This is a genomic window from Actinomyces israelii, from assembly GCF_030253495.1.
Taxonomy (GTDB): Bacteria; Actinomycetota; Actinomycetes; order Actinomycetales; family Actinomycetaceae; genus Actinomyces; species Actinomyces israelii.
Genome location: NZ_CP124548.1, coordinates 3,910,725 through 3,936,865, shown reverse-complemented (window position 1 = coordinate 3,936,865; position 26,141 = coordinate 3,910,725). Strand labels below are relative to the sequence as shown.

At 71.1% G+C, this 26,141-nt stretch carries 23 protein-coding genes and 1 pseudogene; 21 read left to right on the top strand and 3 right to left on the bottom strand.

The window, feature by feature from the left end; all coding sequences use genetic code 11:
• The first annotated feature begins 26 nt into the window (after nt 1-26).
• The 5 genes and pseudogenes from AIF0345_RS16355 (at nt 27) to AIF0345_RS16340 (ending at nt 2,821) form a co-directional block, all read left to right on the top strand.
• Entirely contained in the window at nt 27-410 is a 384-nt protein-coding gene (locus AIF0345_RS16355; RefSeq protein ID WP_043560227.1) for a DUF2255 family protein, read from the top strand.
• A 25-nt stretch (nt 411-435) separates the two neighbouring features.
• Nucleotides 436-1,179, top strand: a complete 744-nt coding sequence (locus AIF0345_RS16350; RefSeq protein ID WP_285296753.1) for an SDR family NAD(P)-dependent oxidoreductase — start codon at nt 436-438, stop codon at nt 1,177-1,179.
• A gap of 61 nt (nt 1,180-1,240) precedes the next feature.
• Nucleotides 1,241-1,942 (top strand): NADPH-dependent F420 reductase, encoded by a 702-nt coding sequence (locus tag AIF0345_RS16345; protein WP_285296752.1) that lies wholly within the window; start codon nt 1,241-1,243, stop codon nt 1,940-1,942.
• Between the two features lie 2 nt (nt 1,943-1,944).
• Nucleotides 1,945-2,220: pseudogene (locus AIF0345_RS16780) on the top strand (aldo/keto reductase); the annotation flags it as partial.
• A 70-nt stretch (nt 2,221-2,290) separates the two neighbouring features.
• Nucleotides 2,291-2,821, top strand: a complete 531-nt coding sequence (locus AIF0345_RS16340; protein ID WP_285296751.1) for an aldo/keto reductase — start codon at nt 2,291-2,293, stop codon at nt 2,819-2,821.
• 127 nt (nt 2,822-2,948) lie between these two features.
• Here AIF0345_RS16340 and AIF0345_RS16335 read toward each other — a convergent pair whose 3' ends face one another.
• The gene (locus AIF0345_RS16335) at nt 2,949-4,091 is read right to left on the bottom strand and encodes an ROK family transcriptional regulator (protein ID WP_285296750.1); all 1,143 of its coding nucleotides are present in this window, start codon (nt 4,089-4,091) and stop codon (nt 2,949-2,951) included.
• Between the two features lie 214 nt (nt 4,092-4,305).
• Between AIF0345_RS16335 and AIF0345_RS16330 the strand changes: the two genes are divergently transcribed.
• From AIF0345_RS16330 to AIF0345_RS16320, 3 genes are all read left to right on the top strand, one after another.
• Nucleotides 4,306-5,436: a GNAT family N-acetyltransferase gene (locus tag AIF0345_RS16330; protein ID WP_285296749.1), complete on the top strand. Its 1,131-nt coding sequence runs from the start codon at nt 4,306-4,308 to the stop codon at nt 5,434-5,436.
• 105 nt (nt 5,437-5,541) lie between these two features.
• Complete coding sequence (locus AIF0345_RS16325; protein ID WP_285296748.1) at nt 5,542-7,746, top strand: beta-galactosidase; 2,205 nt, start codon at nt 5,542-5,544, stop codon at nt 7,744-7,746.
• 133 nt (nt 7,747-7,879) lie between these two features.
• On the top strand, nt 7,880-9,316 hold the full coding sequence (locus AIF0345_RS16320; protein WP_052374663.1) for a glycoside hydrolase family 30 protein: 1,437 nt from the start codon (nt 7,880-7,882) through the stop codon (nt 9,314-9,316).
• A 115-nt stretch (nt 9,317-9,431) separates the two neighbouring features.
• Here the strand turns inward: AIF0345_RS16320 and AIF0345_RS16315 are convergent, their stop codons facing one another.
• Both AIF0345_RS16315 and AIF0345_RS16310 read right to left on the bottom strand, forming a co-directional pair.
• A complete protein-coding gene (locus AIF0345_RS16315; RefSeq protein ID WP_043560243.1) occupies nt 9,432-10,079 on the bottom strand; it encodes a TetR/AcrR family transcriptional regulator in 648 nt (215 codons plus the stop codon).
• A gap of 110 nt (nt 10,080-10,189) precedes the next feature.
• Nucleotides 10,190-11,404 carry an MFS transporter gene (locus tag AIF0345_RS16310; protein ID WP_285296747.1) on the bottom strand — a complete coding sequence of 405 codons (1,215 nt, stop codon included), beginning with the start codon at nt 11,402-11,404 and terminating at the stop codon, nt 10,190-10,192.
• Between the two features lie 446 nt (nt 11,405-11,850).
• Here AIF0345_RS16310 and AIF0345_RS16305 point away from each other — a divergent pair, with 446 nt between their 5' ends.
• The 13 genes from AIF0345_RS16305 (at nt 11,851) to gcl (ending at nt 25,958) form a co-directional block, all read left to right on the top strand.
• Nucleotides 11,851-13,161, top strand: a complete 1,311-nt coding sequence (locus tag AIF0345_RS16305; RefSeq protein WP_285296746.1) for an MFS transporter — start codon at nt 11,851-11,853, stop codon at nt 13,159-13,161.
• Between the two features lie 193 nt (nt 13,162-13,354).
• The gene (locus AIF0345_RS16300; RefSeq protein ID WP_043560249.1) at nt 13,355-14,077 is read left to right on the top strand and encodes a FadR/GntR family transcriptional regulator; all 723 of its coding nucleotides are present in this window, start codon (nt 13,355-13,357) and stop codon (nt 14,075-14,077) included.
• Between the two features lie 164 nt (nt 14,078-14,241).
• On the top strand, nt 14,242-14,520 hold the full coding sequence (locus AIF0345_RS16295) for a hypothetical protein (RefSeq protein ID WP_268917711.1): 279 nt from the start codon (nt 14,242-14,244) through the stop codon (nt 14,518-14,520).
• A 496-nt stretch (nt 14,521-15,016) separates the two neighbouring features.
• Nucleotides 15,017-15,739: an aspartate/glutamate racemase family protein gene (locus AIF0345_RS16290; protein ID WP_043560254.1), complete on the top strand. Its 723-nt coding sequence runs from the start codon at nt 15,017-15,019 to the stop codon at nt 15,737-15,739.
• Between the two features lie 63 nt (nt 15,740-15,802).
• A complete protein-coding gene (gene arcC, locus AIF0345_RS16285) occupies nt 15,803-16,744 on the top strand; it encodes a carbamate kinase (RefSeq protein ID WP_285296745.1) in 942 nt (313 codons plus the stop codon).
• A gap of 82 nt (nt 16,745-16,826) precedes the next feature.
• On the top strand, nt 16,827-18,305 hold the full coding sequence (locus AIF0345_RS16280) for an NCS1 family nucleobase:cation symporter-1 (RefSeq protein ID WP_268917712.1): 1,479 nt from the start codon (nt 16,827-16,829) through the stop codon (nt 18,303-18,305).
• 58 nt (nt 18,306-18,363) lie between these two features.
• The gene (gene allB, locus AIF0345_RS16275; protein ID WP_285296744.1) at nt 18,364-19,719 is read left to right on the top strand and encodes an allantoinase AllB; all 1,356 of its coding nucleotides are present in this window, start codon (nt 18,364-18,366) and stop codon (nt 19,717-19,719) included.
• An 84-nt stretch (nt 19,720-19,803) separates the two neighbouring features.
• Nucleotides 19,804-20,799: an aspartate/ornithine carbamoyltransferase family protein gene (locus tag AIF0345_RS16270; RefSeq protein ID WP_285296743.1), complete on the top strand. Its 996-nt coding sequence runs from the start codon at nt 19,804-19,806 to the stop codon at nt 20,797-20,799.
• Nucleotides 20,800-20,855: 56 nt separating this feature from the next.
• The gene (locus AIF0345_RS16265; RefSeq protein WP_043560263.1) at nt 20,856-21,266 is read left to right on the top strand and encodes a DUF3830 family protein; all 411 of its coding nucleotides are present in this window, start codon (nt 20,856-20,858) and stop codon (nt 21,264-21,266) included.
• Nucleotides 21,267-21,327: 61 nt separating this feature from the next.
• Nucleotides 21,328-22,149 (top strand): transketolase, encoded by an 822-nt coding sequence (locus AIF0345_RS16260; RefSeq protein WP_285296742.1) that lies wholly within the window; start codon nt 21,328-21,330, stop codon nt 22,147-22,149.
• On the top strand, nt 22,146-23,096 hold the full coding sequence (locus tag AIF0345_RS16255; protein ID WP_285296741.1) for a transketolase family protein: 951 nt from the start codon (nt 22,146-22,148) through the stop codon (nt 23,094-23,096). The genes AIF0345_RS16260 and AIF0345_RS16255 overlap by 4 nt, the downstream gene beginning before the upstream one ends.
• 99 nt (nt 23,097-23,195) lie before the next feature.
• Entirely contained in the window at nt 23,196-24,116 is a 921-nt protein-coding gene (locus tag AIF0345_RS16250; protein ID WP_285296740.1) for a sugar phosphate isomerase/epimerase family protein, read from the top strand.
• A 66-nt stretch (nt 24,117-24,182) separates the two neighbouring features.
• Nucleotides 24,183-25,958, top strand: a complete 1,776-nt coding sequence (gene gcl, locus AIF0345_RS16245) for a glyoxylate carboligase (RefSeq protein WP_302473221.1) — start codon at nt 24,183-24,185, stop codon at nt 25,956-25,958.
• The last annotated feature ends 183 nt before the right edge of the window (nt 25,959-26,141 follow it).

The following is a 26,141-nucleotide window of genomic DNA, read 5'->3' as shown; positions in this document are numbered from 1 at the left end:
AGCTCCGCGAGAAGGAGGAAAGGACAATGAGTACATGGCGCGAGGACGCCATTCGGGCCATCGGTACCGCCGACGACTTCCATATTGCGCCGTTCCACCCCGACGGCGTCACCACCGGAACTCCCACATGGATCTGGTCGGTCATTGTGGAGGGCAGGCTGTTCGTGCGCTCCTACAGCGGCACCAGCGGCCGATGGTACCGGGCGGCCATTGAGCAGCGGGCCGGGATCGTCAAGTCCGGGGGCAGGACGTACAACGTCGACTTCGCCCCCGCCCCCGAGTCCTGGGCAGGCATCATCGACGACGCCTACTCCAAGAAGTACGCCGGCAGCCCGTACCTGCCGATGGAGCTGAGCGAGCGGGTGCGCGCCGCCTGCGTCGAGGTCATCCCCGTCAGCGAGGCCGGCTGAGGTCCGAATGAGAGAGGACGAGAGTATGAGAATCGCACTGATCACCGGCGCCGGGCGCAAGGGCGGACTCGGCTACGAGGCGTCCCGACAGCTGGCGGAGAAGGGCCATCACGTCATCCTCACCGCCCGGCGTCTGGAGCAGGTCGAGCCCCTGGCGCAGGAGCTCGTCGCGCAGGGCCTGAGCGCCTCCGCGCTGCGCCTGGACCTGACCGACGACGACAGCGTCGTGGCGGCGGCGCGCGCCGTCGAGGCCGAGCACGGCCGCCTGGACGTGCTCATCAACAACGCCGTCCTCATGATCCCCTTGGGCACGATCGCCCAGAAGGACCTGGAGGAGCTGAGCCGGGAGCTCGAGACCAACGTGGTCGGGCCCTGGCGCGTCGCCAAGCACCTCTTCGGCCTGCTCGCCGCGAGCGACCACGCCAGGGTCGTCAACGTCTCCAGCGGGGCGGGCTCCTTCTGGGACCCGGATTTCGGGCTGGTCAACTACCCCGGCCTGGCCCTGCCGGGCTCCGGCGATGCGTCGATCACCGCCTATGGGATCACCAAGACGGCGCTCAACGCTGTGACCATCAAGATGGCCAAGGACTTCCGCTCCAGCCGCATCCTGGTCAACGCCGTGTGTCCCGGCGTGACCGCCAGCCGTCCCGGGGCGGGATTCGGCCGCCCCGCCGCCGAGAGCGCCAAGGGCCTGGTCTGGGCGGCCACGCTGCCCGACGACGGCCCCACCGGGCTCTTCTTCCGCGACGGCAAGCAGCTGCCCTGGTGAGGCGCGCGGGAGTGGCCTGGAAATGATCGTACAGGTACGCAAGCACAGAAAGCAGGCATTAATGAGAATCGCAGTCATCGGCACCGGAATGGTGGGGCGCGTCCTGGCCGCCAAGCTCGCCGAAACCGGTCACGAGGTCACCATCGGCACCCGTGACGTCGAGGCCACGCTCGCCCGCACCGAGCCCAACCAGATGGGCGCCCCGCCCTTCTCCCAGTGGCGGGGCGAGCACCCCGATATCGGCCTGGCCACCATGCCCGACGCCGCCGCAGGCGCCGAGCTCGTCGTCAACGCCACGGCAGGCCGCGTCTCGCTGGAGGCCTTCCGGAGCATTGGCGCCGAGCGGCTCGACGGCAAGATCGTTCTCGATGTGGCCCAGCCGCTGGACCTGTCCCGGGGGCTGCCGCCCACTCTCACCGTGGTCAACACCGACTCCCTCGCCGAGCAGCTCCAGCGCGAGCTCCCGGGCGCCAGGGTGGTCAAGTCGCTCAACACCACCTACGCCGAGGTGATGGTCGACCCGGCGCGGGTGCCCGGCCACCACAACATCTTCGTGGCCGGGGACGACGAGGACGCCAAGCGCGTCGTCCGCGGTATTCTCGGCGAGCTCGGCTGGCCGGAGGACCGGGTCATCGACCTGGGCGACATCACCGGCGCCCGGGCCGCGGAGATGTTCGCGCGCATGTACTTCACCCTCGTGGGCGTTCTGGGCACCTTCGACATCAATATCGCCGTTCTCGCCGGGGGCCGGAAGGAGCAGTGACCATGACGTCCATGACACGCGCGACCGGCCCGACGGCCGTGCAGACCGTCTCCCTCAACAGCGGCGGCGAGATGCCCGTCGTCGGGCTCGGCGTCTTCCAGATGGACGACGCCCAGGTCCGCGAGATCGTGCCGGCGGCCGTCGAGGCCGGCTACCGCCTCATCGACACCGCCTCGCGCTACTACAACGAGGAGGCCGTCGGCCGGGCCCTGGCGGAGCTGGACGTGCCCCGCGAGGAGCTGTTCATCACCACCAAGCTCTGGTTCAAGGACCACGGCGAGGGCAGGACCCTGGACGCCCTCAGGGTCTTCCTGGACAACCTGGGCCTGGACTACCTCACTCTACCTCGTGCACCAGCCCTTCGACGACTACTACGCCGCCTGGAGGGACATGGAGAAGGCCCTGGGGGACGGGCTCGTGCGCGCCATCGGGGTGTCCAACTTCTACCCGGACCGCTACCTCGACCTCGTCACCCACACCGACACCGTCCCGGCGGTCAACCAGCGCGAGACCCACCCCTACAACCAGCAGGTCGACATGCAGGAGCTCATGGGCCGCCACGGCACCGTGCTCCAGGCCTGGGGCCCGCTGGGCCAGGGCAACACGGCGATCCGCGAGGATCCGGTCCTCGTCGCCATTGCCGAGGCCCATGACGTGAGCGTCCCGCAGGTCATGATCCGCTGGCTCGTTCAGCGCGGCGCCGCGCTCGTGGCCAAGTCCACGCACGTCGAGCGCCTGCGCGCCAACCTCGACGTCTTCGGCTTCACGCTCACCGACGACGAGATGGCCGCCATCGCCGCCCTGGACAGGAGGACCCCCAACGCCGGCTTCACCCATCAGGATCCGCGGATGCTCGAGGCCCTCATGCGCTTCGAGTAGCAGGCGGCGGGCGCGCCGGTGCTGGCCCGCCGCGTCGAGATAGACATTTTCGTACGAGGTAGACGGTGACACCGCCGACCTCGTACGAAAATGTCTATCTCGACGCAGGAGTCGCGCTGCAGGGGCGTCACCTCCTGGGGGCGGCCTCCAGGGAGTCCCCGAAGTACCGGTCGCGCACGTCGAGGGCGGCGCGCCGCGCGGCTCCGCGGACGACGGCCTCGCGCCCGAGCGTCGAGACCCTGACGACGGGCATGCGCGGGACGAGGCGCGCCAGGGCGCGCGTGAAGTGCTCCAGCCACAGGTCCGCGCTCGGCGCCATCTCGCCTCCCAGCACCACAATGGCGGGATCCACGGCGAGCACGAGCGCGGCGGCTCCGGTGGCCAGGTCCCGGGCGTAGGTGCGCACGCAGGAGGCCGCCTCGGCGTCCCCGTCTCGCGCGGCGCGCACGACCCAGGCGATGCGCTCGCCCGCATCCTCCAGCTCCGGCAGGCGCGGGTGCGCGGTCAGGTCCCGGACGGCGCGCTCCCACCGCAGGACCTTGAGCCCTCCGATCTCCCCGGCCGCTCCGGCTGACCCCTCGATCACCCTGCCCTGGCTCATGATTGCCGCGCCGGTGCGCCGGCCGGCGAGGATGTGGACGACGTCGGAGTACCCGGCCGCCTGACCGTGCTGCACCTCGGCCAGCAGCGCGGGCCTGCAGCTGTTGCCGACCCGCACCGGGCACGCGAAGCTGGCCCTCAGGCGCGTCACCAGGTCGATCTCGTGCCACTGGGGCGGCGGCGTGCGGGAGGCCGTGCGCCCCGGCTCCTCGAGGGCGGCGGAGACGGCGACGGTCAGGGCGTGCACGTCGTCGGCGCGCAGCCGGGCCCGCGCGAGCGCTTCGGCGATGAGCCGGTCCAGGACCGCGAGCCGGGCCGGCGGGTCGAGGCCGGGCTCGACGTCCTGGGAGCACCGGGCCAGCGCCGTCCCCGCCAGATCCGCGAGCAGGACCTCGACGTGGCGCACACCGACGTCAGCGCCCAGGACGACGGCGCCCTCGCTGCGGAACCGGTATCGTCGCGCCGGTCGTCCGCCGGTCATGCCCGTGACCGCCTCGAGCGTGGTGATCCAGCCCAGCTCGCGGAGGTTGGCCAGAGCGGCGTTGACGCTGGTTCGGGACAGGCCGCAGTGATCGGCGATCTCAGTAGCAGTGGCCTCACCGCCATCGACGAGCCAGTGGAGGATCTGCAGGGAGTTGAGCTCCCGGATTCGCTCGGGACCAACTCCCATCCTGCCTGTCACCGTGTCCTCCGTCCGTGGGCGTTAGGGCCACGGTAACGGGTTCCACAGAGACGTGCGCTATGAGAATACTGCATGTTCGCATGCTTCGTCAAGAGCGTTGACAAACTTTTGTCGGGATGCGACTTTATCCATAGTGGGTCGCATTGGGCGCCCTCACGGCTCTGGCAGCGCAGCCAGTGGTGTCGAGCGAAGGGGAGTGGCAGTGAGCGCGACGTCATCGACGGCGGTTCTCGCGGGCGGATTCACGTTCCGGCCCCTGGGAGAGGAGGCCGGGCGCGAGTACCTCGCCGTCCAGCGCCGGCCTCCCGGCCGTTCCCGGTGCGGCCCGATCGCGCGGGCGCCCGCGGGCGGCGGGCCGTGCGTCATGGGCGCCCTCGACCCCGGCGGCCTCCCGGTCGCCATGGCCGGCTCCCTGCCGATGACTGTGAGGATCGGCGGTCGGGCGCTGCCCGCGCACGGCCTGCTCGATGTGGCCGTCGACCTGCGCCACCGGGGGCGCGGCGTCGCCCGCGGGCTCCTCGGCAGGCTGCTCACCGACGAGCGCGCGAGCGGCTCCGCCATCTCCCTGGTCCACCCCGCTGCGCCCCTGTTCTACCGGTGCCTGGGGTACGAGGCTGTGGGCTGCCTGGAGCTGCGGGAAGTGGCGCGCGCCGTCGTCGAGAACGCCGCCGCGGACCCGACGGTGCGCCTGCGCGGGCCCCGCGTCGGCGAGGACGTGCTCGGCCCGCTGTCGCGCCATCTCGAGGGCGCCCTCAGCCCGGCGCCGCCCGCGGACGACGGCGTGCGCGACGTCGTGCTGGAGCGCGCCGGCCGGGTCGTCGGCATGCTGCGCCTCGAGCGGCTCCCCGGGCGCCTGGTCGTCCACTTCCTGCGCGCCGCCGACGCCGGTGCGTGGACGACGGCGCTGGCCGCGCTCGGTGCCGAGGCGGCAGAGGCCGGCGGGCCGCGCATCGAGGTGTGGGGCGGCGGGAACGACGACCTGATCCGCTGGTCCCCCGACCGGCTGCGGGTGCGGGAGTGCTCCATGCCCATGCTGCGAGTCATCGACGTCGTGCGGGCGCTGGAGGGCCGGGGGTGGCCCGACGACGTCGAGGGGCGGTGGTGCCTGGACGTCGCCGACCCCCTGGCGCCGGCCAATACCGGGACGTGGGTCCTGACGCTGGAGGGCGGCCGTGCCCGCGTGCGTTCGGGCGGTGCGCGTGGCGTCCCGGTGAGCCTGCCGCGCCTGGCCCAGCTCGTGGCCGGGGTCCCGCCGGTCTGCGACGAGACCGTTCCGGCGGATCTGGCGCGCGCGAGCCTGCTGCGCCCGTGGGCCGGGCTCATCGAGTTCTGAGCGGCCGGTAGGTTCTCGGGCGAGGCCTCTTCCCCCTGGGCGCCGACCGGGCTATTATCTAGTAAGTACTAGATAGATGGCGATGGCGCCGCACAGGAGGCACTCATGATCCGATCCGACCGCATCCTCTTCGGCGCGGCCTACTACGACGAGTACACCCCCGCCTCCGCGGGCCCCGACCGCCTGGAGCGCGACATGGAGATGATGGCGGAGGCCGGCTTCACCACCATCCGCATCGCCGAGTTCACCTGGGGAACCTGGAACCCCGCCCCCGGCGTCTTCGACTTCACCCACGTCGACCGCACCATCGACGCTGCCGCCGCCCACGGCCTGGGCGTCATCGTCGGCACCCCCACCGCCGCCGTCCCCACCTGGCTGGCCGCCCGTCACCCCGAGGTCCTCGCCGTCACCGGCGCCGGCCCCGCCGTGTACGGCCCCCGGCAGAACATGGACATCACGGCCCCCGCCTACCGCCACTGGGCCGAGGCCGCCATCCGGGCGCTGGTGGCGCGCACGGCGCCGCGGGACGTCGTCGTCGGCTTCCAGCTCGACAACGAGACCAAGTACTACGACGCCGCCAACCCCGGCATCCAGCGCGCCTTCGTCGACTGGCTCAAGGAGCGCTTCGACGGCGACCTCGACGCCCTCAACGCCGCCTACGGCCTGAGCTACTGGGCCAACCGGGTGAGCGCCTGGGAGGACTTCCCGGACGTGACCGGCACCATCAACGGCTCGCTCGCCGCCGCCTTCGACGCCTTCCGCCGCGGCCTGGTCGCCGACTTCCTCGCCTGGCAGCGCGCCATCGTCGACGACTACCGGCGCGAGGACCAGTTCGTCACCCAGAACTTCGACTACGAGTGGCGCGGGCACTCCTTCGGCATCCAGCCCGCCGTCGACCACTTCCGGGCGGCGCGGGCCGTCACCCTGGCCGGCGTCGACATCTACCATCCCGGGGAGGACCACCTGACCGGCAGGGAGATCGGCTTCGGCGGGGACGTGAGCCGCTCCCTGAAGGACGGCGCGCCCTACCTCGTCGTCGAGACCCAGGCGCAGGGGCAGATGGGCTGGCTGCCCTACCCCGGCCAGCTCCGCCTCCAGGGCTACTCCCACCTGGCCTGCGGGGCCCGCGGCGTCATGTACTGGCACTGGGGCTCCCTCCACAACTCCTTCGAGACCTACTGGAAGGGGCTGCTCTCCCACGACTACTCCCCCAACCCCACCTACCTGGAGGCAGCCGGCTTCGGCCGCGAGATCGCCGAGCACGCCGCCGCCCTGACCGGTCTGACCAAGCGCAACCGGGCGGCCATCATGGTCTCCAACGAGTCGCTCACCGCCCTGGAGTGGTTCGCCCTGGAGTCCGGCTTCCCCCGGCGCTACTCCGGGGGCGGGGCGAGCTACAACGACGTCTTCCGCTGGGTCTACGACGCCCTGTTCGACCTCAATATCGAGGTCGACATCGTCCCCGCCGACGCCGGCGCAGAGCGCCTGGCCCGCTACGGGATGCTGGTGGCCCCCGCCCTGTACGTCACCCCCGGGGCCACGACACGGGCCCTGCGCGACTACGTGCGCGGCGGCGGGCACCTGGTCACCACCTTCCGCACCGGCGTCGCCGACGAGAACCTCCAGGTCTTCACCGATCGCCAGCCCCATGGGCTGAGCGACCTGCTGGGGCTCGGCACCGACCAGTTCACCCGCCCCGAGGGCGTGCGCCTGGCCCCGCGCGGGGCCCTGGCCGAGGCGCTGGGATCCGACAGCGCCGGCGCGGGCGGTGGGAGTGCGGCGGAGCGTGAGGGCGCCGACGGCGGGGGTGCGGGCGGCGGCGCTGGCGGCGCCGTCGGGCGCAATGAGGCGGACCTGGCGGCCTCCACCTTTATGGAGCTGCTCACCCCGGCCGCCCACCCGGCCGAGGGCGGCGACGTCGAGGTCCTCGCCGAGTACTCCCACCACGCCTGGTCCGGGCCCGCCATCGCCGCCCGCGCCGTCGGCGCCGGCTCCGTCACCCACCTGGCCACCATGACGAGCCCGGCACTGCTGCGCGCCGTCCTGCGCCTGACCGCCGAGCGCGCCGACGTCGCCGACTGGGCAGTGGGCCTGGCCGGGACCGTGACGGTCCGCAAAGGCGTCAACGGCCGGGGGCGCAGCCTCACCTACCTCCTCAACTACTCCCGGGAGCCGGTCGGCGTTGTCCTGCCCGTCGGCGGGCGCGACGTCCTGGGCGCCGTCGGCGAGCCGGGCGCCCCCCTCGCGGCGGGCGCGGCCGTGAGCGTCCCCGCCTGGGGGGTGCTCGTCGTCGAGGGCGACCGGGCCTGAGACCCGTGCGCCGCCTCCGGCACGGATACGCCCGCCGGTGGCGCGCACCGCTTTACGACAACCTGTCGCAGACTTCCTGATCCCCGTCATGGCAATGAGAGCAATGACAACCGACACGAATTCGAGGAGAGTCATGTCCGCTGCAGCTACCGAGCCGACCGCCGGCCCCACCTGGGTCGCCACCACCGAGGACAACCCCTGGTTCACCCCCGACGAGCCCGTCTCGATCGGGGAGATGACCGCCTTCCCCGGCGCCTTCCTCCGCCTCGACCAGCCCGCCCAGGAGGTGGACGGCTTCGGCGCCTGCTTCAACGAGCTCGGCTGGGTCGCCCTGTCCCGCCTCGACGAGGGCGAGCGCTCCGAGGTGCTCCGCCAGGTCTTCGCCCCCGGCGTCGGCGCCGACCTGTCCGTGTGCCGCATGCCTGTGGGTGCCAACGACTTCGCGGTGGACTGGTACTCCTACGACGAGGTCGACGGCGACTACGCCCTGGAGCACTTCAGCATCGAGCACGATGAGGCCACCCTCGTCCCCTACCTCAGGGCCGCCCTGGCCCACCGCCCCGACCTGACCCTGTGGGCCTCCCCGTGGGGCCCGCCCAGCTGGTTCAAGCGCAACAGGCACTACGCCTGCGCCGCCCCGAACCCCCTGAGCGAGCAGACGAGGTTCGACAACGGCCTCGACCCGGACAACCAGATCGCCGAGGGCACCGACGGCCTCATCCTCACCGACGAGGTCCTGGACGCCTACGCCCGCTACTTCGGCAGATTCATCGACGCCTACGCCGAGCGCGGCATCACGATCTCCATGGTCATGCCCCAGAACGAGTTCAACTCCGCGCAGATCTACCCGGCCTGCACATGGACCCCGGAGGGCCTCATCGCCTTCCTCAAGCGGCTTATCCCAGAGATGGACAGGCGCGGCGTCGCCGTCTTCTTCGGCACCATGGAGCGCCCCGACGACTCCATGGTGGAGAAGGTCCTGGCCGACCCGCAGGTCGGCCCCCGCATCGGCGGCGTCGGCTTCCAGTGGGACGGCAAGCGGGCCGTGCCCTTCGTCCACCACGCCCACCCCGACCTCAAGATCTACCAGTCCGAGCAGGAGTGCGGCGACGGGCGCAACGACTGGCGCTATGCCAGGTACGCCTGGACGATGATGCGCCACTACTTCACCAATGGCGCGAGCGTCTACGACTACTGGAACCTGGCCCTCGACGAGGGCGGGGTCTCCCGCTGGGGCTGGAGCCAGAACTCTCTCGTCGTCGTGGACCCGGCCACCGGCACGAGCCGCTTCAGCTACGAGTACTACGTGCTGCGCCACCTGTCCGGCTTCGTGAGGCCCGGCGCCCGCTTCATCCCGGCGCTGTCCTACACGGGGTATGAGAACCTGCTCGCCTTCCACAACCCGGACGGGTCCGTGGTCGTGGCCGCGCAGAACGACATGACGACCCCGCAGGAGATCGTCGTCGGGATCGGGCGGAAGAACGTGACCTTCACCGCGCCGGCGGACTCCATCGTCACCGTCGTCGTCCCCGCCGAGGAGGTCGAGGTCGCGGGAAAGCCGCTGGCCTGAGGCCGCCACGCGCTCCCGGCGCACCCTTGGCGTCGAGATAGACGTTTTCGGACGAGATCAACGGCGACACCGTTGATCTCGTCCGAAAACGTCTATCTCGACGGGGCGGGCCGCGTCAGCGGTAGTCGTCCCACAGCGGGGAGGGGAAGAGCAGCGGCTCCCACCGGGTCCACTCCTCCACGAGGCTGATGGCGGGACGCCGGAAGTAGCGGATCTGCGCGCCGTCCATGGCCTCAAGGGCCATCTCGACCAGGGGCCGCATGGTCTCCCAGCCGCCCGCCTCCTGGATCTCGGGAGGCAGGCGCCAGGTGAAGTTGGAGTAGTACTCCCAGACCTGGTTGGGGCGGTCGATGAAGTAGTCGTGGGCGGGGTGCCGGGGGTCGGTCGCCTCCACCCCGAGCGTCATGTAGAGTTCCATGAGCTGGGGGCGGGCCTGGTTGAACGCGACCAGGTACCGGAAGTAGGCGGGCAGGGATATTCCCTCAGGGTGGGTGGCTGCGGCGCTGCCGGAGTCGAGGAAGTCCTGCGGGGTTCCCTGCCTGTCGTAGCGGGAGTCCAGAAGAAGCTCGAGCAGGCCGTTCTTGGTGCCGATGTAGTGGAGGAGGCCGGCCTGGGTGATGCCGACGCCGTCGGCGACCTCCTGCAGGGATAGGCCGTTGAAGCCGTGCCGGGCGACGAGCTCGGTGGCGACAGTGACGATCTGTTCGCGGCGCTCCTCCGCGGAGAGCCGGACACGCTGCTTGGCGGCCGAATTGGAGGTCATGACTACAATCCTAGAGACAATCCGTTGCGACGGCGCGCCAGCCCCGCCTGCGGTTCGGGCGGGACTGGCGCGCGGACGGCGCAGCCGGTGCAGCGCGGGCGCTGCCGTGCTCAGCGGACCTTCCTGATCATGAGGATGGAGAAGCAGCCGAGGACGGCGCAGGTGATGGAGATGGGGAAGACGAGGGTGTACTCCCCGGTGCGGGTGACCACGAATGAGGTGATGATCGGGCCGCACATCTGGCCGAGGGTGGTGGACATGTTGAGGATGCCGAGGTCCTTGCCGGCCTTGTCCGGGTCGGGCAGGACATCGACGTTGAGCGCCTGGTCCACCGAGCTGTAGACGGCGTAGCCGAAGCCCGCGATGGCGGCGAACAGGTACATGCCCATGGTGGAGTGGATGAGCCACGGCATGGCCACGCCCACGGCGAAGCACAGGGACGAGATGACGACGGGCAGCTTGCGGCGGCGCAGCAGGTCGGAGATGGGCCCGCCGAGGAAGCCGCCGGACAGGCTGGTGACCAGGATGATGGTGTTGGTGACCGAGACGGTGGTGACGACCTCCGCGGCGGACAGGTGGAGGTAGTCCTGGATGATGTAGAGCTGGTAGGCGTTGATCATCTGGTAGGAGATGAGCATGGTGAAGCGGCCGACGAAGGCCTTGTAGAAGTCGCCCGCGTTCCTGGTCGGGGGGACGAAGGACTGCAGGAGGTCCAGGAGCGAGCCCGCCTCGACGTCGGCGTCCGTGGAGGGGCGCTCGCGGGGCCACAGGGCGACGGCGACAATGCCGGAGACTCCCATGAGCGCCCCGCCCAGGACGAATCCGGAGACGGACGCGGTGCCGCCGGCGATGAACCGGGCGCCGATAATGGCGCCGAGCGGGTACCCCATGGAGGCTCCGACGCCCCAGAAGGTGGACATGGTGCCTCGGATCGACTCCGGCACGCGGTCGGACAGCACGGCGATGGCGGGGGCCAGCATCATGTTGAGGCCGACCATGCACAGGCAGTAGTCGAGCGTGAGCAGGACGGTGCTGCTGAGGACGCCGACGGCGAAGAGCGTGATGCCGCCGAGGACGCCGCCGCACACCACCCAGGGGGTGCGCCTGCCCAGACGCGAGCGGGTGCGGTCGGAGAAGTTGCCGAAGACCAGGTTGGAGACCAGGGACACGACGGCGGTGATCGCGTTGATCGTGCCGAGGAGGGCGTCGGGGCTCGCCACGCCGAGGTCCTTGAGGCGCTGGGGCAGGAGGACTGAGGCGATAATGCTCAGGCCGATCGCCCACAGGACGGAGATGAGGAGGAAGCCCGCTCCGAAGCGCACCATGGTGCTCCTGGGCAGGGGCAGTCCCGTGTCGGGCGCCAGATTGGAGGGAGCCGGGGCCGCTTCCTCGGCAGCGAGGCTTGCTGGTGTCGGGGGCATGTGTGTGACCTATTCGTCGAACGGCGGTGTCCGTCAGAACTGACTACTTACTGATTAGTAAGTACAACGGCGATCGTAATCGCTTCGCACCGTTGCGTCAACAGGTTGCTCATCCGATTTGCCAACGACCGACAATAACGATTACCGCAAGTTAAAATCGTGCCGGGACTGCTCCACATGCGCGGCGGCGCCGTCGTCCCCCGCCCGCGCTGCCGCGCTGCCGCGCCCCGGCCCACCCCGGCCCGCGCGTACCGGCCGCGACCGGCGTCGGGGGTCCGCCGTGGCGACCTCGACGACGAGCCGCCCCGCCCCGATTCCCCACCGGGGCGCGAGTGGGCCAGTCTTGACCCATGCGCCTGACCGCCGACCTCAGGGACCTTGCCGCCGTCTCGGCCTTCCGCACTCTGCTCGGCGTCCGCCTCATCTCCCAGACCGGCGACGGGATGGTGCAGGCCGGGCTGGCGACGCTGTTCTTCTTCCGCCCCCAGAACATGACCGACGCGGCCGGCGTCGCCGCCGCGCTGATCGTCATGCTGCTGCCCTTCTCCGTCGTCGGCCCCTTCGTCGGGCCCTTCATCGACCGCTGGCGGCGCCGTCAGACCCTCCTGGTCGGCAACCTCGTGCGGGCCGGCCTGATCGCGGCCACCGCGCTGCACCTGGGCGCGGCAGGGATCGGGCCGCTCGTCTACGTCCTGGTCCTGGCGGCCCTGGGCGTCAACCGCTTCCTGCTGGCCGTGATGTCGGCCGGGCTGCCGCAGATCATCGGCCGCGAGCGGCTGCTGGTCGCCAACTCCATCGTGCCCACCCTGGGCGGCACGGCCACCGCGGCGGGCGCCGTCCTCGGCCTGGTCCTGCGCCTGGCGCTGCCGGCGGGCACCGCCCAGGACGCCGGCAGCCTCGTCGTCGCCGTCGGGCTGTACGCGCTCGCGGCCGGCGCCGTCACGCGCCTGGGCGGGGACGAGCTGGGGCCCGAGCGGATCGACCGCCGCACGGGGGTTGCGACGGCGCTGGCCGCGACCGCGGACGACCTGGCCGCCGCCGTCCGCTACCTCGTGCGGCGCGGGACGCCCGGCCTGGCCCTGACCACCATGGCCCTGCACCGCTTCGTGTACGGCATGGAGCTGATCACGCTGATCCTCATGTCGCGCAACCTTCTCGCGGCGCCCGAGGACGCCGACGCCGGGCTGGAGGTCTTCGGCGCGCTCATGGGTGCGATGGTGGCCGGGCACGGCCTCGCCGTCGTGCTCACGCCCCTGGCCCGCGAGAGGGTGGCGCCGTCGGCCTGGATCGTCATGTGCCTGGTCGGCGGGACCGCGGGCCAGCTCGTCCTCGTGGCCACGCACATGCGGGCCGCGGTGGCGGCGGGGATCTTCCTCTTCGGCGTCGGGGTACAGGGCGCCAAGATCGCCGTGGACACGATTGTGCAGGCTGACACCGCCGACGCCTACCGCGGGCGCGCCTTCTCCATCTACGACGTCCTGTTCAACAGCGCCGAGTGCGCGGCGGCCGGAGCGGCCGTGCTGGTGATGCCCGCCGTCGGCTGGTCGCGGGGCGTGCAGGCGGCGCTGATCGCCTTCGTGTGGGCGGTCGCGCTGGTCTACCGCGGCCGGGTCGGGGCGCTGGGCGGCCGGCCCCGCCCGGTGGACGGGCCCGGGGCGTGAGGTCCGGCGGCGGTGAGGGCGGTCGGGGACGACGGCGGTTGTGAGGCGGTTATGAGATGCTGTTGTCTGAGAAGACGCCGCCCCAGCGCAGACCGAGTGCCGGCCTCCGCCGCATTCTCCTTCGCCGGGGCGCGTGTGTCCTGCGCGCGTCAGTACCCCGATACACCGCAGCGCCGAGTCCCAGGGAGGTCGGATGGCCGTCGACATGGTCGCCGGAGCAGTGAAGAAGATCCTCGACGCCGTCGTCAACGGCACGTTCGTCGAGGAGGAGCCGCTGCCCGCGGAGGCGGACCTGGCGCGCTTCCTCGACGTGTCGCGGCCGACTATGCGGGAGGCGGTCCGCACGCTGTCGCTGGGCGGCGTGCTCAATGTCGTGCACGGCCGAGGCACATTCCTGCTGCCCCGGTTCCGCTGGAGCGAGCTGCGGTACCTGATGTACGTCTCGGCGCACGAGGGCAATGCCGTCGAGGTCGAGGTCCAGGTGCTGGGCGTGGAGGAGATGATCGAGGTGGGGGCGGTCCGCCTGGCGGTTCGCAATCGCACCGAGGAGGACCTCGCCGAGATGCGGCGTAGCGTCGAGCAGTATGCGGTCGCGGACCGCGCCGACGACGTCCAGGCCCTGGTCGGTCTCGACTACGCCTTCCACGATGTGATTCTGCGGACCGCCGGGAACCAGTTCGTCTCCTCGGCGGTGCACCCCTACCGGGACGCCCTGCTCGGGGTGCGGTTCCGCGCGACTGAGTCCAAGGAGGTGCGCAGCCGTGTGGACGCCCAGCACAGGGAGATCCTGGCGGCGGTGGAGAACCAGGACGAGGACCTGGCGGTCTCGCTGATGCAGGCGCACATGGCGCAGACGCGCGAGGACATCCTCGCCGCCCGTCAGCGCCGCCCCGACGAGGTCTCGGAGAACCTGTAGGCGCCGTAGAGGGCACTGGTGCTGGCGCGCTCGTGATAGAAGCGACATACCTCAGTGCTCTGAGGTGTTGTACGGTGATCGCAGGTCCGATTGAAGGATGCCACACAGCCGTGCGGAGTGCGGCTGCGCTCCCGCACCTTCGTCCACGAAGAAAGCAAGGAACCATGTCCGTCGTTGCCCTGGACGTCGCTACGCGCCGCCCCTCCTCCGCCCGTCTTCGCGCCGTCTCCTCGAAGAGCCCGACCGATGAGGCCCCCACCGTCGCATGGCGGACCGACGCCACCGTCGTCTCGGTCGCCCTGGCGGTGCTGGCCGTCCTCGGCATGTTCACGATCTTCGCCGCCATCGCCGACTCGAAGCCGGTCGTAGTCGGCTGCGCCGTCGTCTCGGTGGTGGTCTCCGTTGCGACCGCGTTCTGGCAGCTGCGGCGCGCGGGGCTCTGAGGCCGGCGAGGAACTCCGGCGCGGGCGGGGCGCGACAAGCGCCCTCCGCCGAGGGCGGCGCCAAGAGGCGTCGCCCTCGGCGCGTCTGCGGACTGTCTGCGCCCGCCGCGGGGCGCAGGTTGAGTCGGGCAAGCCCCGACGTCAACAGAGGCTCGTCGCGTGAACGCGCCTTTCTCCCGTCCTTTGGGGGTAGACCCCAGAAGGACGGGAGAAAGGCGCGTTGGTGCTGCGAGGGTGCGTTCACGTTCCGGCCCGCTCCGCGCGGGCGCCCGGGCCGCACGCCGGCACGCAGCCCCACCGCCCGTCCCTCGCAGTCCCCGCCTCCCCTCTTCGCCGAGACCGGTCCGCGGTGACGGTGGGGACGGGCGCCTGGGAAATGTGATCTGGGTCTTGCCAAGAGCGCTGTGGTGAGGTTCAATTGAGATACCTCAGACCTCTGAGGTCTATGGACCGCAGCGCTGCGGCCCGAGCCGAACCCCATGTGGAGGAGCGCGGAATGAAGATCCTCGCGGTGAACGTCAACACCACTCGGACGATGACCCACTCCATCGCCGAGGCGGCGCGCGCCGCCGCCCGGCCGGGCACCGAGATCGTCGAGCTCACGCCGAGCTTCGGGGCGGACTCGGTCGAGGGCAGCTTCGAGTCCTACCTGGCGGCGGTCGGCGTCATGGACGCCGTCGTCACCTATGACGGCGACTTCGACGCCGTCATCCAGGCCGGCTTCGGCGAGCACGGCAAGGAGGGGCTCATGGAGCTCCTCGACGTGCCCGTCGTCGATATCACCGAGGCGGCCGCCCACCTGGCCATGCTCATCGGCCACCGGTTCTCGGTGGTCACCACCCTGGACCGGACCGTTCCCGGGATCGAGGACCGCCTGACGTGCTTCGGGCTGAGCGCGCACTGCGCCTCAGTGCGCTCCTCGGGGCTCGGCGTGCTGGAGCTCGAGGACGCCGGAGCCGCCCGCCGGGCGGTGGCCGCGCAGGCGCGGCAGGCGGTCGAGGCGGACCGCGCCGAGGTCATTGTCCTCGGCTGCGGGGGCATGGCCGGGCTGGACGCCCAGCTGACCGCCGACCTCGGTGTCCCCGTCGTCGAGGGCGTCACCGCCGCGGTCAAGCTCGCCGAGGGCCTGGGCGACCTGCGCCTGAGCACGTCCAAGGTCCGCGCCTTCGCCCCTCCGCGCCCCAAGAGGGTCAGCGGCTGGCCGCTGTCCGCGCGCTGAGCCCCGGCCCCGCCGGCCCTCGTCGAACCCCCACCACCCACCGCCCTCGCCGGAAGGACACTCGTGATCACCAAGGGAATCGTCGTTGCCGTGGGCGGCAACGCACTCATCAAGGACAAGCACCGGATCTCCGTGAAGAGCCAGGGCGCGGCCGTCCTGGAGTCCTCGCAGCGCATTGCCGCGCTCGTCGACGCCGGATACACCCCGGTCGTCACCCACGGCAACGGGCCGCAGGTCGGTTTCCTCCTGCGCCGCGCCGAGCTGGCGGTCGGCGAGCTCCCCCCGCTGCCCCTCGACGTGCTCGGCGCGGACACGCAGGGAGCCACCGGGTACCTGTTCGCCAGGAGCCTGAGGGGCTGTCTCGCCGAGCGGGGCATCGACCGCCAGGTCGTCGCCGTCGTCACCCAGAGCCTGGTCGACCCCGACGACCCCGCCTTCGCCGAGCCCAGCAAGCCGATCGGCTCCTTCATGGACGAGGCCGAGGCCCGCGAGCACGAGCAGAGGGACGGCTGGGTCCTGCGCGAGGACTCCGGGCGCGGGTGGCGGCGGGTCGTCGCATCCCCGCAGCCCCTCGACATCCTCGAGCGTCGCGTCATCGGCTCGCTGGTCGACTCCGGCTGCGTCGTCGTCGCCTGCGGTGGCGGGGGCATCCCGGTGCGTCGCGAGGGCGCCGGCTACGTCGGCGTCGAGGCGGTCATTGACAAGGACTTCGCCTCGGCGCTGCTGGCCAACCAGCTGGACGTCGAGGACTTCGCCATCTGCACCGCCGTCGACGCCGTCAGCCTCGGCTACAACACCCCCGCGCAGGTCGACCTGCGCGAGCTGACCATCCAGGAGGCGGAGAGGCACCTGGCCGAGGGGCAGTTCGGCAAGGGCTCCATGGCCCCCAAGATCCAGGCGGCCATCAGCTTCCTGCGCAACGGCGGCCGCAGGGTCGTCATCACGTCCCTGGCAAGGCTTCGGGACGCCGTCGACGGCAGGGCCGGCACCGTCATCACCCGCTGATCATCCCCGCGCGCCGGGCGAGGGAGCCCGGTCCTCACCCACAGGAGAACCCATGACCGCACAAACGCAAGGCCGACCGCCGATGGTCCCCGAACCGGCCGCCGGCATCGACCCCCGCCTCATCAATGACGACCTCGCCCCCGCCAGGAGCCGGGACTGGGGATTCTTCTCCCTGTTCGCCATGTGGATGAGCGACATCCACTCCATCGGCGGCTACACCTTCGCCGCGGGCCTGTTCGCCCTCGGGCTCGGCGCCGCGCACGTCTTCGCCTCGCTGAGCATCGGCATCATCATTGTCTTCCTCCTGATGAACCTGGTGGGGTTCGCCGGGCAGAGGACGGGCCTGTGCTACCCGGTGCTCGCCCGCATCACCTTCGGCACGATCGGCTCGAACCTGCCCGCGCTGCTGCGCGGCTTCGTCGCCATCTGCTGGTACGGCATCCAGACGTGGCTGGCCTCCAGGGCCGTCATCGTGCTCGTCGCCGGCCTGTGGCCGGGCGTCGTCGAGATCGGCCGGACCCGCCTCCTCGGGGAGAGCCTGCTCGGCTGGGCGGCGTTCATCCTCATGTGGGCGCTCCAGCTGCTCCTGCTGCGCAAGGGCATGGAGACCATCCGCAAGTTCCAGGACTGGGCCGGCCCGGCGGTGTGGGTCGTCATGCTCATCCTGACCGTCTACGTCCTCAAGCTCGCCGGCTGGCACGTCTCCTTCGACCTCGCCACCGCCCCCTCCCAGTGGGGCACCGCCCACGCGGTCCTGGCCGCCATCTCCCTGACCGTGGCCTACTTCGCCACGCTCATGCTCAACTTCTGCGACTTCTCGCGGTTCTCCCCGACCCGCAGGGCGGTGTGGCTGGCGAACCTGTGGGGGCTGCCGGTCAACTTCATCGCCTTCTCGGTCGTCTCCGTGCTCGTCACGGCGGGCTCGCTGCAGATCTACGGCGAGTACATCTTCGACCCCGTCGACCTGGTGGCCCGCCTCGACCACCCCGTCGCCATTGTGCTCGGGGCCGTGACCTTCACCGTGGCCACCCTGGGCATCAACGTCGTGGCGAACTTCGTGTCCCCGGCCTACGACCTCGCCAACGCCTGGCCGGAGAAGATCAGCTTCCAGCGCGGCGGCCTCATCTCCGCCTGCATCGCCCTGGTGATGACGCCGTGGAACCTGTTCAACAGCCCCTTCATCATCAACGTGTTCCTCGCCGCCCTCGGCGCCGTCCTCGGACCCCTGTTCGGCATTATCATCGCCGACTACTTCATTCTGCGCAGGCAGCAGGTCCAGGTCTCCGAGCTGTTCAGGGCGCGGGGGGAGCACGCCTTCGACAACGGCTGGAACATGCGCGCCGTGTGGGCCTTCATCATCGCCTCGATCCCCTCGATCCTGGTCGCCGTCGTGCAGGTCGACTTCTGCAGGTTCCTCAGCCCCTTCTCCTGGTTCATCGGGGCCGGGCTCGGCCTGATCGCCCACCTGGCCATCTCGCGCAACGACCCCCATATCGCCCGGGCCCTGGAGAAGGCGGCGGCGGTGGACCTCGACGCCGACCGCGACTCGGTCGCGCGCTGAGCCGCACCCGCGCCACCGCACCACTTCACAGACGACATCACGAGGACGTGAGGAAACCATGACCGCAGACACCCGCAACACCCGCGAGACCCACCAGCTCGTCCTGCGCGCCCGGCGCGCGGTCCTCCCCGACGGGACGCGCCCGGCCACCGTCGTCGTCGACGACGGGCGCATTACCGCCCTGCTCGGCCCCGGGGCCGACGTCAGCGCCCGCGAGGAGATCGTCGTCCCCGACGACCAGGTCCTCATGCCCGGGCTCGTCGACTCCCACGTGCACGTCAACGAGCCCGGCCGCACCGCCTGGGAGGGCTACGAGAGCGCCACCCGGGCGGCCCTGGCCGGGGGCATCACCACCATCATCGACATGCCGCTGAACTCGAGCCCGCCCACGACGACGGTCGCCGGCCTCGAGGCCAAGATGGAGGCCGCCCGGGGCCTGCTCTCGGTCGACGTCGGCCTCTGGGGAGGCGCCGTCCCGGGCAATATCGACCAGATGGCGCCCCTGTGGGACCGGGGCGTCTTCGGGTTCAAGTGCTTCACCGCCCACTCGGGCCTCGACGAGTACGGCTACCTCGGCTACGACGGCGTCAGGGAGGTCCTCGCCGAGCTCGCCGCGCTCGACGCCGTGCTCATCGTCCACGCCGAGGACGCCCGCATCCTGGCCGAGGCGCCCCAGGGCATCACCGACCGGTACGCCACCTTCCTGGCCTCCCGGCCCCGCGCCGCGGAGAACACCGCCATCGAGCAGGTCCTCGTCGCCGCACGCGAGACCGGCGCCCGGGTCCACATCCTCCACCTGTCCTCCTCCGAGGCCCTGCCCGCCATCCGCGCCGCCAAGCGCGACGGCGTCAGGGTCACCGTCGAGACCTGCCCGCACTACCTCACCTTCGCCTCCGAGCTCATCCCCGACGGCGCCACCGAGTACAAGTGCTGCCCGCCGCTGCGCGAGGAGGACAACCGCCGGGCCCTGTGGGAGGGCCTGAAGGACGGCACCATCGACCACATCGCCTCCGACCACTCGCCGTGCACCATCGACCTCAAGTGCAAGAACACCGGCGACTTCGGCAGGGCCTGGGGAGGCATCGCCTCCGTCCAGCTCGGGCTGCCGGCGGTGTGGAGCGCCGGCGAAGAGCTCGGCATCGACCTGGGCGACATTGCCCGGTGGTTCGCCGCGAACCCCTGCGCGAGCTTCCGCATCCCCGGCAAGGGCGCCATCGCCGTCGGGAGCGACGCCGACTTCGCCGTGGTCGCTCCCGAGGAGACCTTCGTCGTCGATGTCGAGTCCCTGGAGCACAAGAACAAGATCTCGCCCTACCAGGGGCGCGTCCTGCGCGGCGTCGTCAAGCGGACCGTGCTGCGGGGGCGGACCGTCGACCGCGACTCCAAGGCCGGCCGCATGATCCGCCGCCCCTGACCCGGGCGGCGGCCCTGGGGCCCCGCTCCGGGGCCCCACCCGTCCCGCACCTTCACCACCACCCCATCTCGAAGGAGAGACACCATGTCTGAGTACATGCGCTCGATGAAGGGCCTGGTCGACGCCGTCGACCACGTCGGCAAGGACTTCATCTCGATCACCGACATGACCAACGACCAGCTCTACTCGCTGTTCGATCTCGGCAAGAACCTGGAGCTGTTCAACCGCTCGAGGGTCGACCTGCTCGGCGACCGGATGCTCGCCCTCATGTTCTTCCAGCCCTCGACCCGCACCCGCATGAGCTTCCAGACCGCCATGGAGCGCCTGGGCGGCCACGTCATCGTCGAGGCCAACCCCAAGGTCACCTCCTCGGTGGCCAAGGAGGAGAGCATCGAGGACACCATGCGCTGCGTCTCGCAGTACGCCAACCTCATGGTCATCCGCCACTACGACGCCGAGGAGGCCCGCCGCGGCGCCCGGGCCGCCGAGTGCCCGGTCATCAACGGCGGCTGGGGACACTGGGAGCACCCCACCCAGGCCCTGCTCGACCTGTACACCATGTGGCGCCGCTTCGGGCGGATCGAGGGCCTCAACGTCGCCGTCGTCTCCCCCGACATGATCGAGGCCCGCACCGGCCACTCCATGGCCGCCGGCCTGGCCCGCTTCGGCGCCAACGTCACCATCTGCTCCGACTCCGACCGCCGCACCCCCGCCGAGGTCAGGGAGCGGATCCTCTCCCACGGCGAGGTCAGCCTCAAGGAGGAGTTCGACTTCGAGCAGGACACCTTCAACGAGTTCGTCCGCACCCAGGACCTCATCTACCTGCCCGGCTGCTCCGCACCCGCCGGCGCCAAGGCCGAGGAGTTCAAGACCCTCATGGACCGCTACCTCGTGCGCTACGAGACGCTCCAGGAGGAGGCCGCCAAGGGACACCAGATCTACGTCACGCACACCCTGCCGCGCCGCGCCGGCGAGATGGACCTGCGGATCGACGACACCCCGCACCAGCTCTACTTCCGGGCGATCCTCCAGTCCGTCTCGATCCGCATGGCCCTGGTCACCGCGATCCTCGGCCTGTGAGCGCACCGGCGGCAACCGCATTACAACCCAGCACCGCAAGAGAAAGGACCTGCACCATGCTCGAGATCAAGGCCGGCGGCCTCACCTTCCTGGCCCGCTACGAGGAGGAGACGGCCCCCGCGACCGTCGCCGCCTTCCGGAAGAAGCTCCTGCCGCTGGACTCCAAGATCATCCACGTCCGCTGGTCCGGCCAGGCCGGCTGGATCCCCATGGGCGACCTCGACCTGGGGATCGCGCCCGAGAACGGCACCTGCTACCCGCACCCCGGTGAGCTCGTCATCTACCCCGGCGGCGTCTCCGAGACCGAGCTGCTCATGGCCTACGGCTACGTCAACTTCGCCTCCAAGGCCGGCCAGCTCGCGGGCAACCACTTCGCCACCGTCGTCGAGGGGGCCGAGAACCTCCCCGCCCTCGGAGAGAGGCTCCTGTGGGACGGCGCCCAGGAGATCACGTTCCGAGAGGCCTGACCCGCCACGAGCCGGCTCCGCCTCCCGCCGGGCGGGAGGCGGAGCCGAGAAGGAGGAAACCATGCTCAATGACCAGGAGCTCGCCGAGCTCGAGGACGTGGCGCGCCAGTGCCGGCGCGACATCGTCCGCATGACCCACAAGGCCGGCAGCGGTCACCCGGGAGGCTCCCTCTCGGCCGTTGACGCGCTCGTCGTCCTCTACCTGCGGCACATGCGCGTGCGGCCCCAGGAGCCGCTGTGGCACGGGCGCGACATGTTCTTCCTGTCCAAGGGGCACTGCACGCCCGCGTACTACGCGGTCATGGCTGCGCGCGGCTACCTCCCCCATGAGGAGCTGCTCACCTTCAGGGCCATGGGCAGCCGGCTCCAGGGCCACCCCTCCAACACCCACCTGCCCGGCGTCGACTCCTCGTCCGGCTCGCTGGGCCAGGGGCTCTCCATCGCCAACGGGGCCGCGCTCGCGGCCCGCTACGAGGGCCTGAACGCGCGCTACTACGTCATGATCGGCGACGGCGAGAGCCAGGAGGGCCAGATCTGGGAGGCGGCCATGACGGCGGCCGCCCGGGGCCTGGACAGCGTCTGCGCCATTGTCGACGTCAACGGCATCCAGCTGGACGGGACCGTGGAGTCCGTCAAGTCCCTGGGCGACCTGCCGGCCAAGTGGCGGGCCTTCGGCTGGAACGTCATCGACGTCGACGGCCACGACCTGCGCGCCGTGGACGACGCGCTCACCGAGGCCGCCCGCACCAGGGGCGCCCCCACCACGATCATCTCCCGCACCGTCAAGGGCAAGGGCGTGTCCTTCATGGAGAACACCGCCAAGTACCACGGGCTCGCCCCCACGGACGAGGAGCTCACCACCGCTCTGGAGGAACTGCGATGACCCAGCGTCACGAGCCCCGGGAGCCCCGCGAGGGCTACGCCCGGGGGCTGGTGGAGATCGGCGCCGAGCACGACGACGTCTTCGTGCTCGACGGCGACTGCGCCAAGGCCAACTACACCGACCGCTTCCAGGAGAGGTTCCCGGACCGGTTCTTCAACCTCGGCATCGCCGAGTGCGACATCGTCGGCACCGCGGCCGGCATGGCCGCCCTGGGACGGGTGCCCTTCGCCAACGCCTACGGCAACTTCCTGACCGGACGCGGCTTCGACCAGGTGCGCGTCTCGGTGGCCTACTCCCGGCGCAACGTCAAGATCGTCGGGCACAACGCCGGCACCACCGCAGCCCAGGAGGGGGCGACCCACCTGCCGCTGGAGGACGTCGCGATCATGCGGGCCATCCCCGAAATGACCGTCGTCGTGCCGTGCGACGCCGTCGAGATGCGCAAGGCCGTCCACGCCGCCCACGCCCTGGACGGGCCCGTGTACCTGCGCGTCGGCAGGCTCCCCGTCCCCGTGGTCACCGATGAGGACACGCCCTTCGAGATCGGCAGGGCGGTCCGGCTGCGCGAGGGCGAGGACGTCACCCTGCTCACGACGGGCTGCATGGCCTCCGAGACCCTCGGCGCCGCCGACCTGCTCGCCGCCGGGGGCGTCGAGGCCGACGTCCTCCACCTGCACACCGTCAAGCCCCTCGACGTCGAGGCGGTCGTCGCCTCGGTGACCAGGACCGGCTGCGCCGTCACCGCCGAGGAGCACTCCGTGCTGGGCGGCCTGGGATCCGCCGTCGCCGAGACCCTGGGCGCCCGTCTGCCCGCCCCCCTGGAGCGGATCGGCACCAAGGACGTCTTCGGGGTGTCCGGAACCATGGATGAGCTCTTCGACTACTTCGGGCTGCGCGCCGCCGACATCGCCCGGGCGGCGCGCACGGTCCTGGAGCGCCGTGGCTGACCGTCCCACCCGCGCGGCCCGCCGCGCGCACCCGCCGCACACCACCCACCACGCGCACCCGCCGGGCGCGCGGCTACGAGAAGACCGAGGAGACACAGCATGAAAGAGTCACTGCACGACTACATGAAGGTCGGGATCGTCCACTTCATGGCCTACCCCTTCGCCCAGAGCGGCCAGGAGCCGGTCGCGGACGCGGTCGCCGAGATCGTCGAGGACGACTTCTTCGACGCCATCGAGGTCACCCGCATTGACGACGACGCCGAGCGCCGGCGCGTGGCGGACCTCCTGGACAGCGCCGGCGTCGCCGTCGGCTTCGGCGGCCAGCCCTACGTCCTCAAGGGCCGGCTCGACCTCAACTCGCCAGACGAGGAGGAGCGCGCGCACGCCATCGACGTCCTCAAGGGGGGCATCGACCAGGCCTATGAGCTCGGCGCGGGGAAGTTCGGATTCCTGTCGGGCCCCAGGCCGCCGGCGGGCGAGCGGGACCGGGCGCTGGAGCTCCTGGCCGACTCGATCGTCCAGCTCGGCCGCTACGCCCGCTCCAAGGGGGACCTCGTGCTGTCCCTGGAGACCTTCGACGACTCCACCGACAAGAAGGCCCTCGTCGGCACCAACCGCATGGCCTGCGAGCTCGCCTACGAGGTGCGCAAGGCCATCCCGGACTTCGGCCTCATGGTCGACCTGTCCCACCTGCCGATGCAGGGAGAGACCCCGCACCAGGCGCTGAGCGCCACCCGGGAGTTCATCAACCACGCCCACATTGGCAACTGCGTCATCAGCGACCCGAGCCACCCCGACTACGGGGACCTCCACCCGTACTTCGGCCACCCCCGGGGCGAGAGCAATGTCCCGCAGGTGCGCGAGTTCCTCCGCGCCCTGCTCGACATCGGCTACCTGCGCCCCGACGCCCCCGAGCGCAGCATCGTCGCCTTCGAGGTGCAGCCCCGCGGCGGCCAGCGCAGCCGCGCGGTCGTCGCGGACGCCAAGCGCGTGCTGCGGGAGGCCTGGCGGACGCTGTGACACCCGCGGGCGGCCCCGCACGGGGCCGCCCGGCGGCGCACATCCCACCGATTGGAGCAGAGAACCATGACACTCATGAGAGCAGTGGACGCCATCGTCCTCATCCTGGAGAAGGAGGGCGCCACCCAGGCCTTCGGGGTCCCGGGCGCCGCCATCAACCCCCTGTACTCCGCGATGAAGAACCACGGGGGGATCCGGCACGTGCTCGCGCGGCACGTCGAGGGCGCCTCCCACATGGCGGAGGGGTACAGCCGGGCCGGCGCCGGGAACATCGGCGTGTGCATCGGCACCTCGGGCCCCGGCGGGACCGACATGGTCACCGGCATGTACTCCGCCGCCGCCGACTCCGTCCCGATCCTGTGCATTACCGGTCAGGCGAGCGTGCCCATGCTGAGCAAGGAGGAGTTCCAGGGCGTCGACATCTCCTCCATAGCGGCGCCCGTGACGAAGATGGCCGTGACCGTCCTGGAGGCCGCCCAGGTCCCCGGCACCCTCGCCAAGGCCTTCCAGCTCATGCGCTCCGGGCGCCGCGGCCCGGTCCTGATCGACCTGCCCTTCGACGTCCAGGTCGCCCAGATCGACTTCGACATCGACTGCTACGAGCCGCTCCCCGTCGCGGTCCCGGCGATGTCCCGCACCCAGGCCGACCGCGTCCTGGACATGCTCGACGCCGCCGAGCGTCCGCTGCTCATCGCCGGCGGCGGGGTCATGAGCGCCGACGCCGCCGGGGACCTCGTCGCCCTGGCGGAGTACCTGGACGTGCCGGTCATCTCCACCCTCATGGGCTGGGGGTCCATCCCCGACGACCACCGGCTCGCCCAGGGCATGGTCGGCATCCAGACCTCCCAGCGCTACGCCAACGCCACCTTCCTGGAGTCCGACCTGGTCATCGGCGTCGGCAACCGCTGGGCCGCCAGGCACACCGGGAGCCTGGACGTCTACCGCAAGGGGCGCCGGTTCGTCCACGTCGATATCGAGCCCACCCAGATCGGGCGCGTCTTCGCCCCCGACCTGTGGTCCGTCTCCGACGCCGGGGCCGCGCTGCGGGTGCTGCTGGAGGCGGCCGAGGAGCGCTACTCCGGCCCCCTGGAGCGGTACGGCTCCTGGGTTGAGGCCTGCAACGAGCGCAGGCGCACCCTGCTGCGCAAGACCCACTTCGACGACGTGCCGCTCAAGCCCCAGCGCGTCTACGAGGAGATGTGCCGGGCCTTCGGGCCGGAGACCCGGTACGTGACCACCATCGGCCTGTCCCAGATCGCGGCGGCGCAGATGCTGCACGTCTTCCGGCCGCGCCACTGGGTCAACGCCGGGCAGGCGGGCCCGCTCGGGTGGACCATACCCGCCGCGATCGGCGCGTGCGTCGCCGACCCGGACACCCCCGTGGTGGCGCTCTCGGGCGACTACGACTTCCAGTTCCTCATCGAGGAGCTGGCCGTGGCCGCGCACTTCCGCATCCCCTACGTCCACGTCGTCGTCAACAACGCCTACCTGGGACTGATCCGCCAGTCCCAGAGGAGCTTCGACATGGACTACCAGGTCCAGCTCTCCTACGAGAACATCAACGCCTCCGAGACCGAGGGCTACGGCGTCGACCACATCGGCGTCGTCAAGGCCCTAGGGTGCCACGCCATCCGCGCGCGCACCCCCGACGAGCTCGGGGACGCGCTGGCGCGGGCCCGCGGCCTCGCCGAGCGGGACCGGGTGCCCGTCGTCGTCGAGGCGATCCTCGAGCGCGTCACCAACATCTCCATGGGCGGCGCGATCGACGCCGTCACCGAGTTCGAGCCGATCGCCGAGGACCCGGCCGTCGACGCCCCGACCGCGGTCGGGCTGTCCGCTTGAGCGGCCGCAGAGTCGCCGGCCGCTTCGCCCGGCGGCTCCGCGGGCCTCAGCGCTTCCGTGCTCCCGCCTCCGCCCCGCCGGGACGCCGGCGGGGCGGGGCCACCGGGGTGCCGCGGCCTCCGACGTCGGAGACCTTGAGGCCGACCGCCGGTGCGGGGAGGCCCGTCGGCTGCCGGCGGGAGC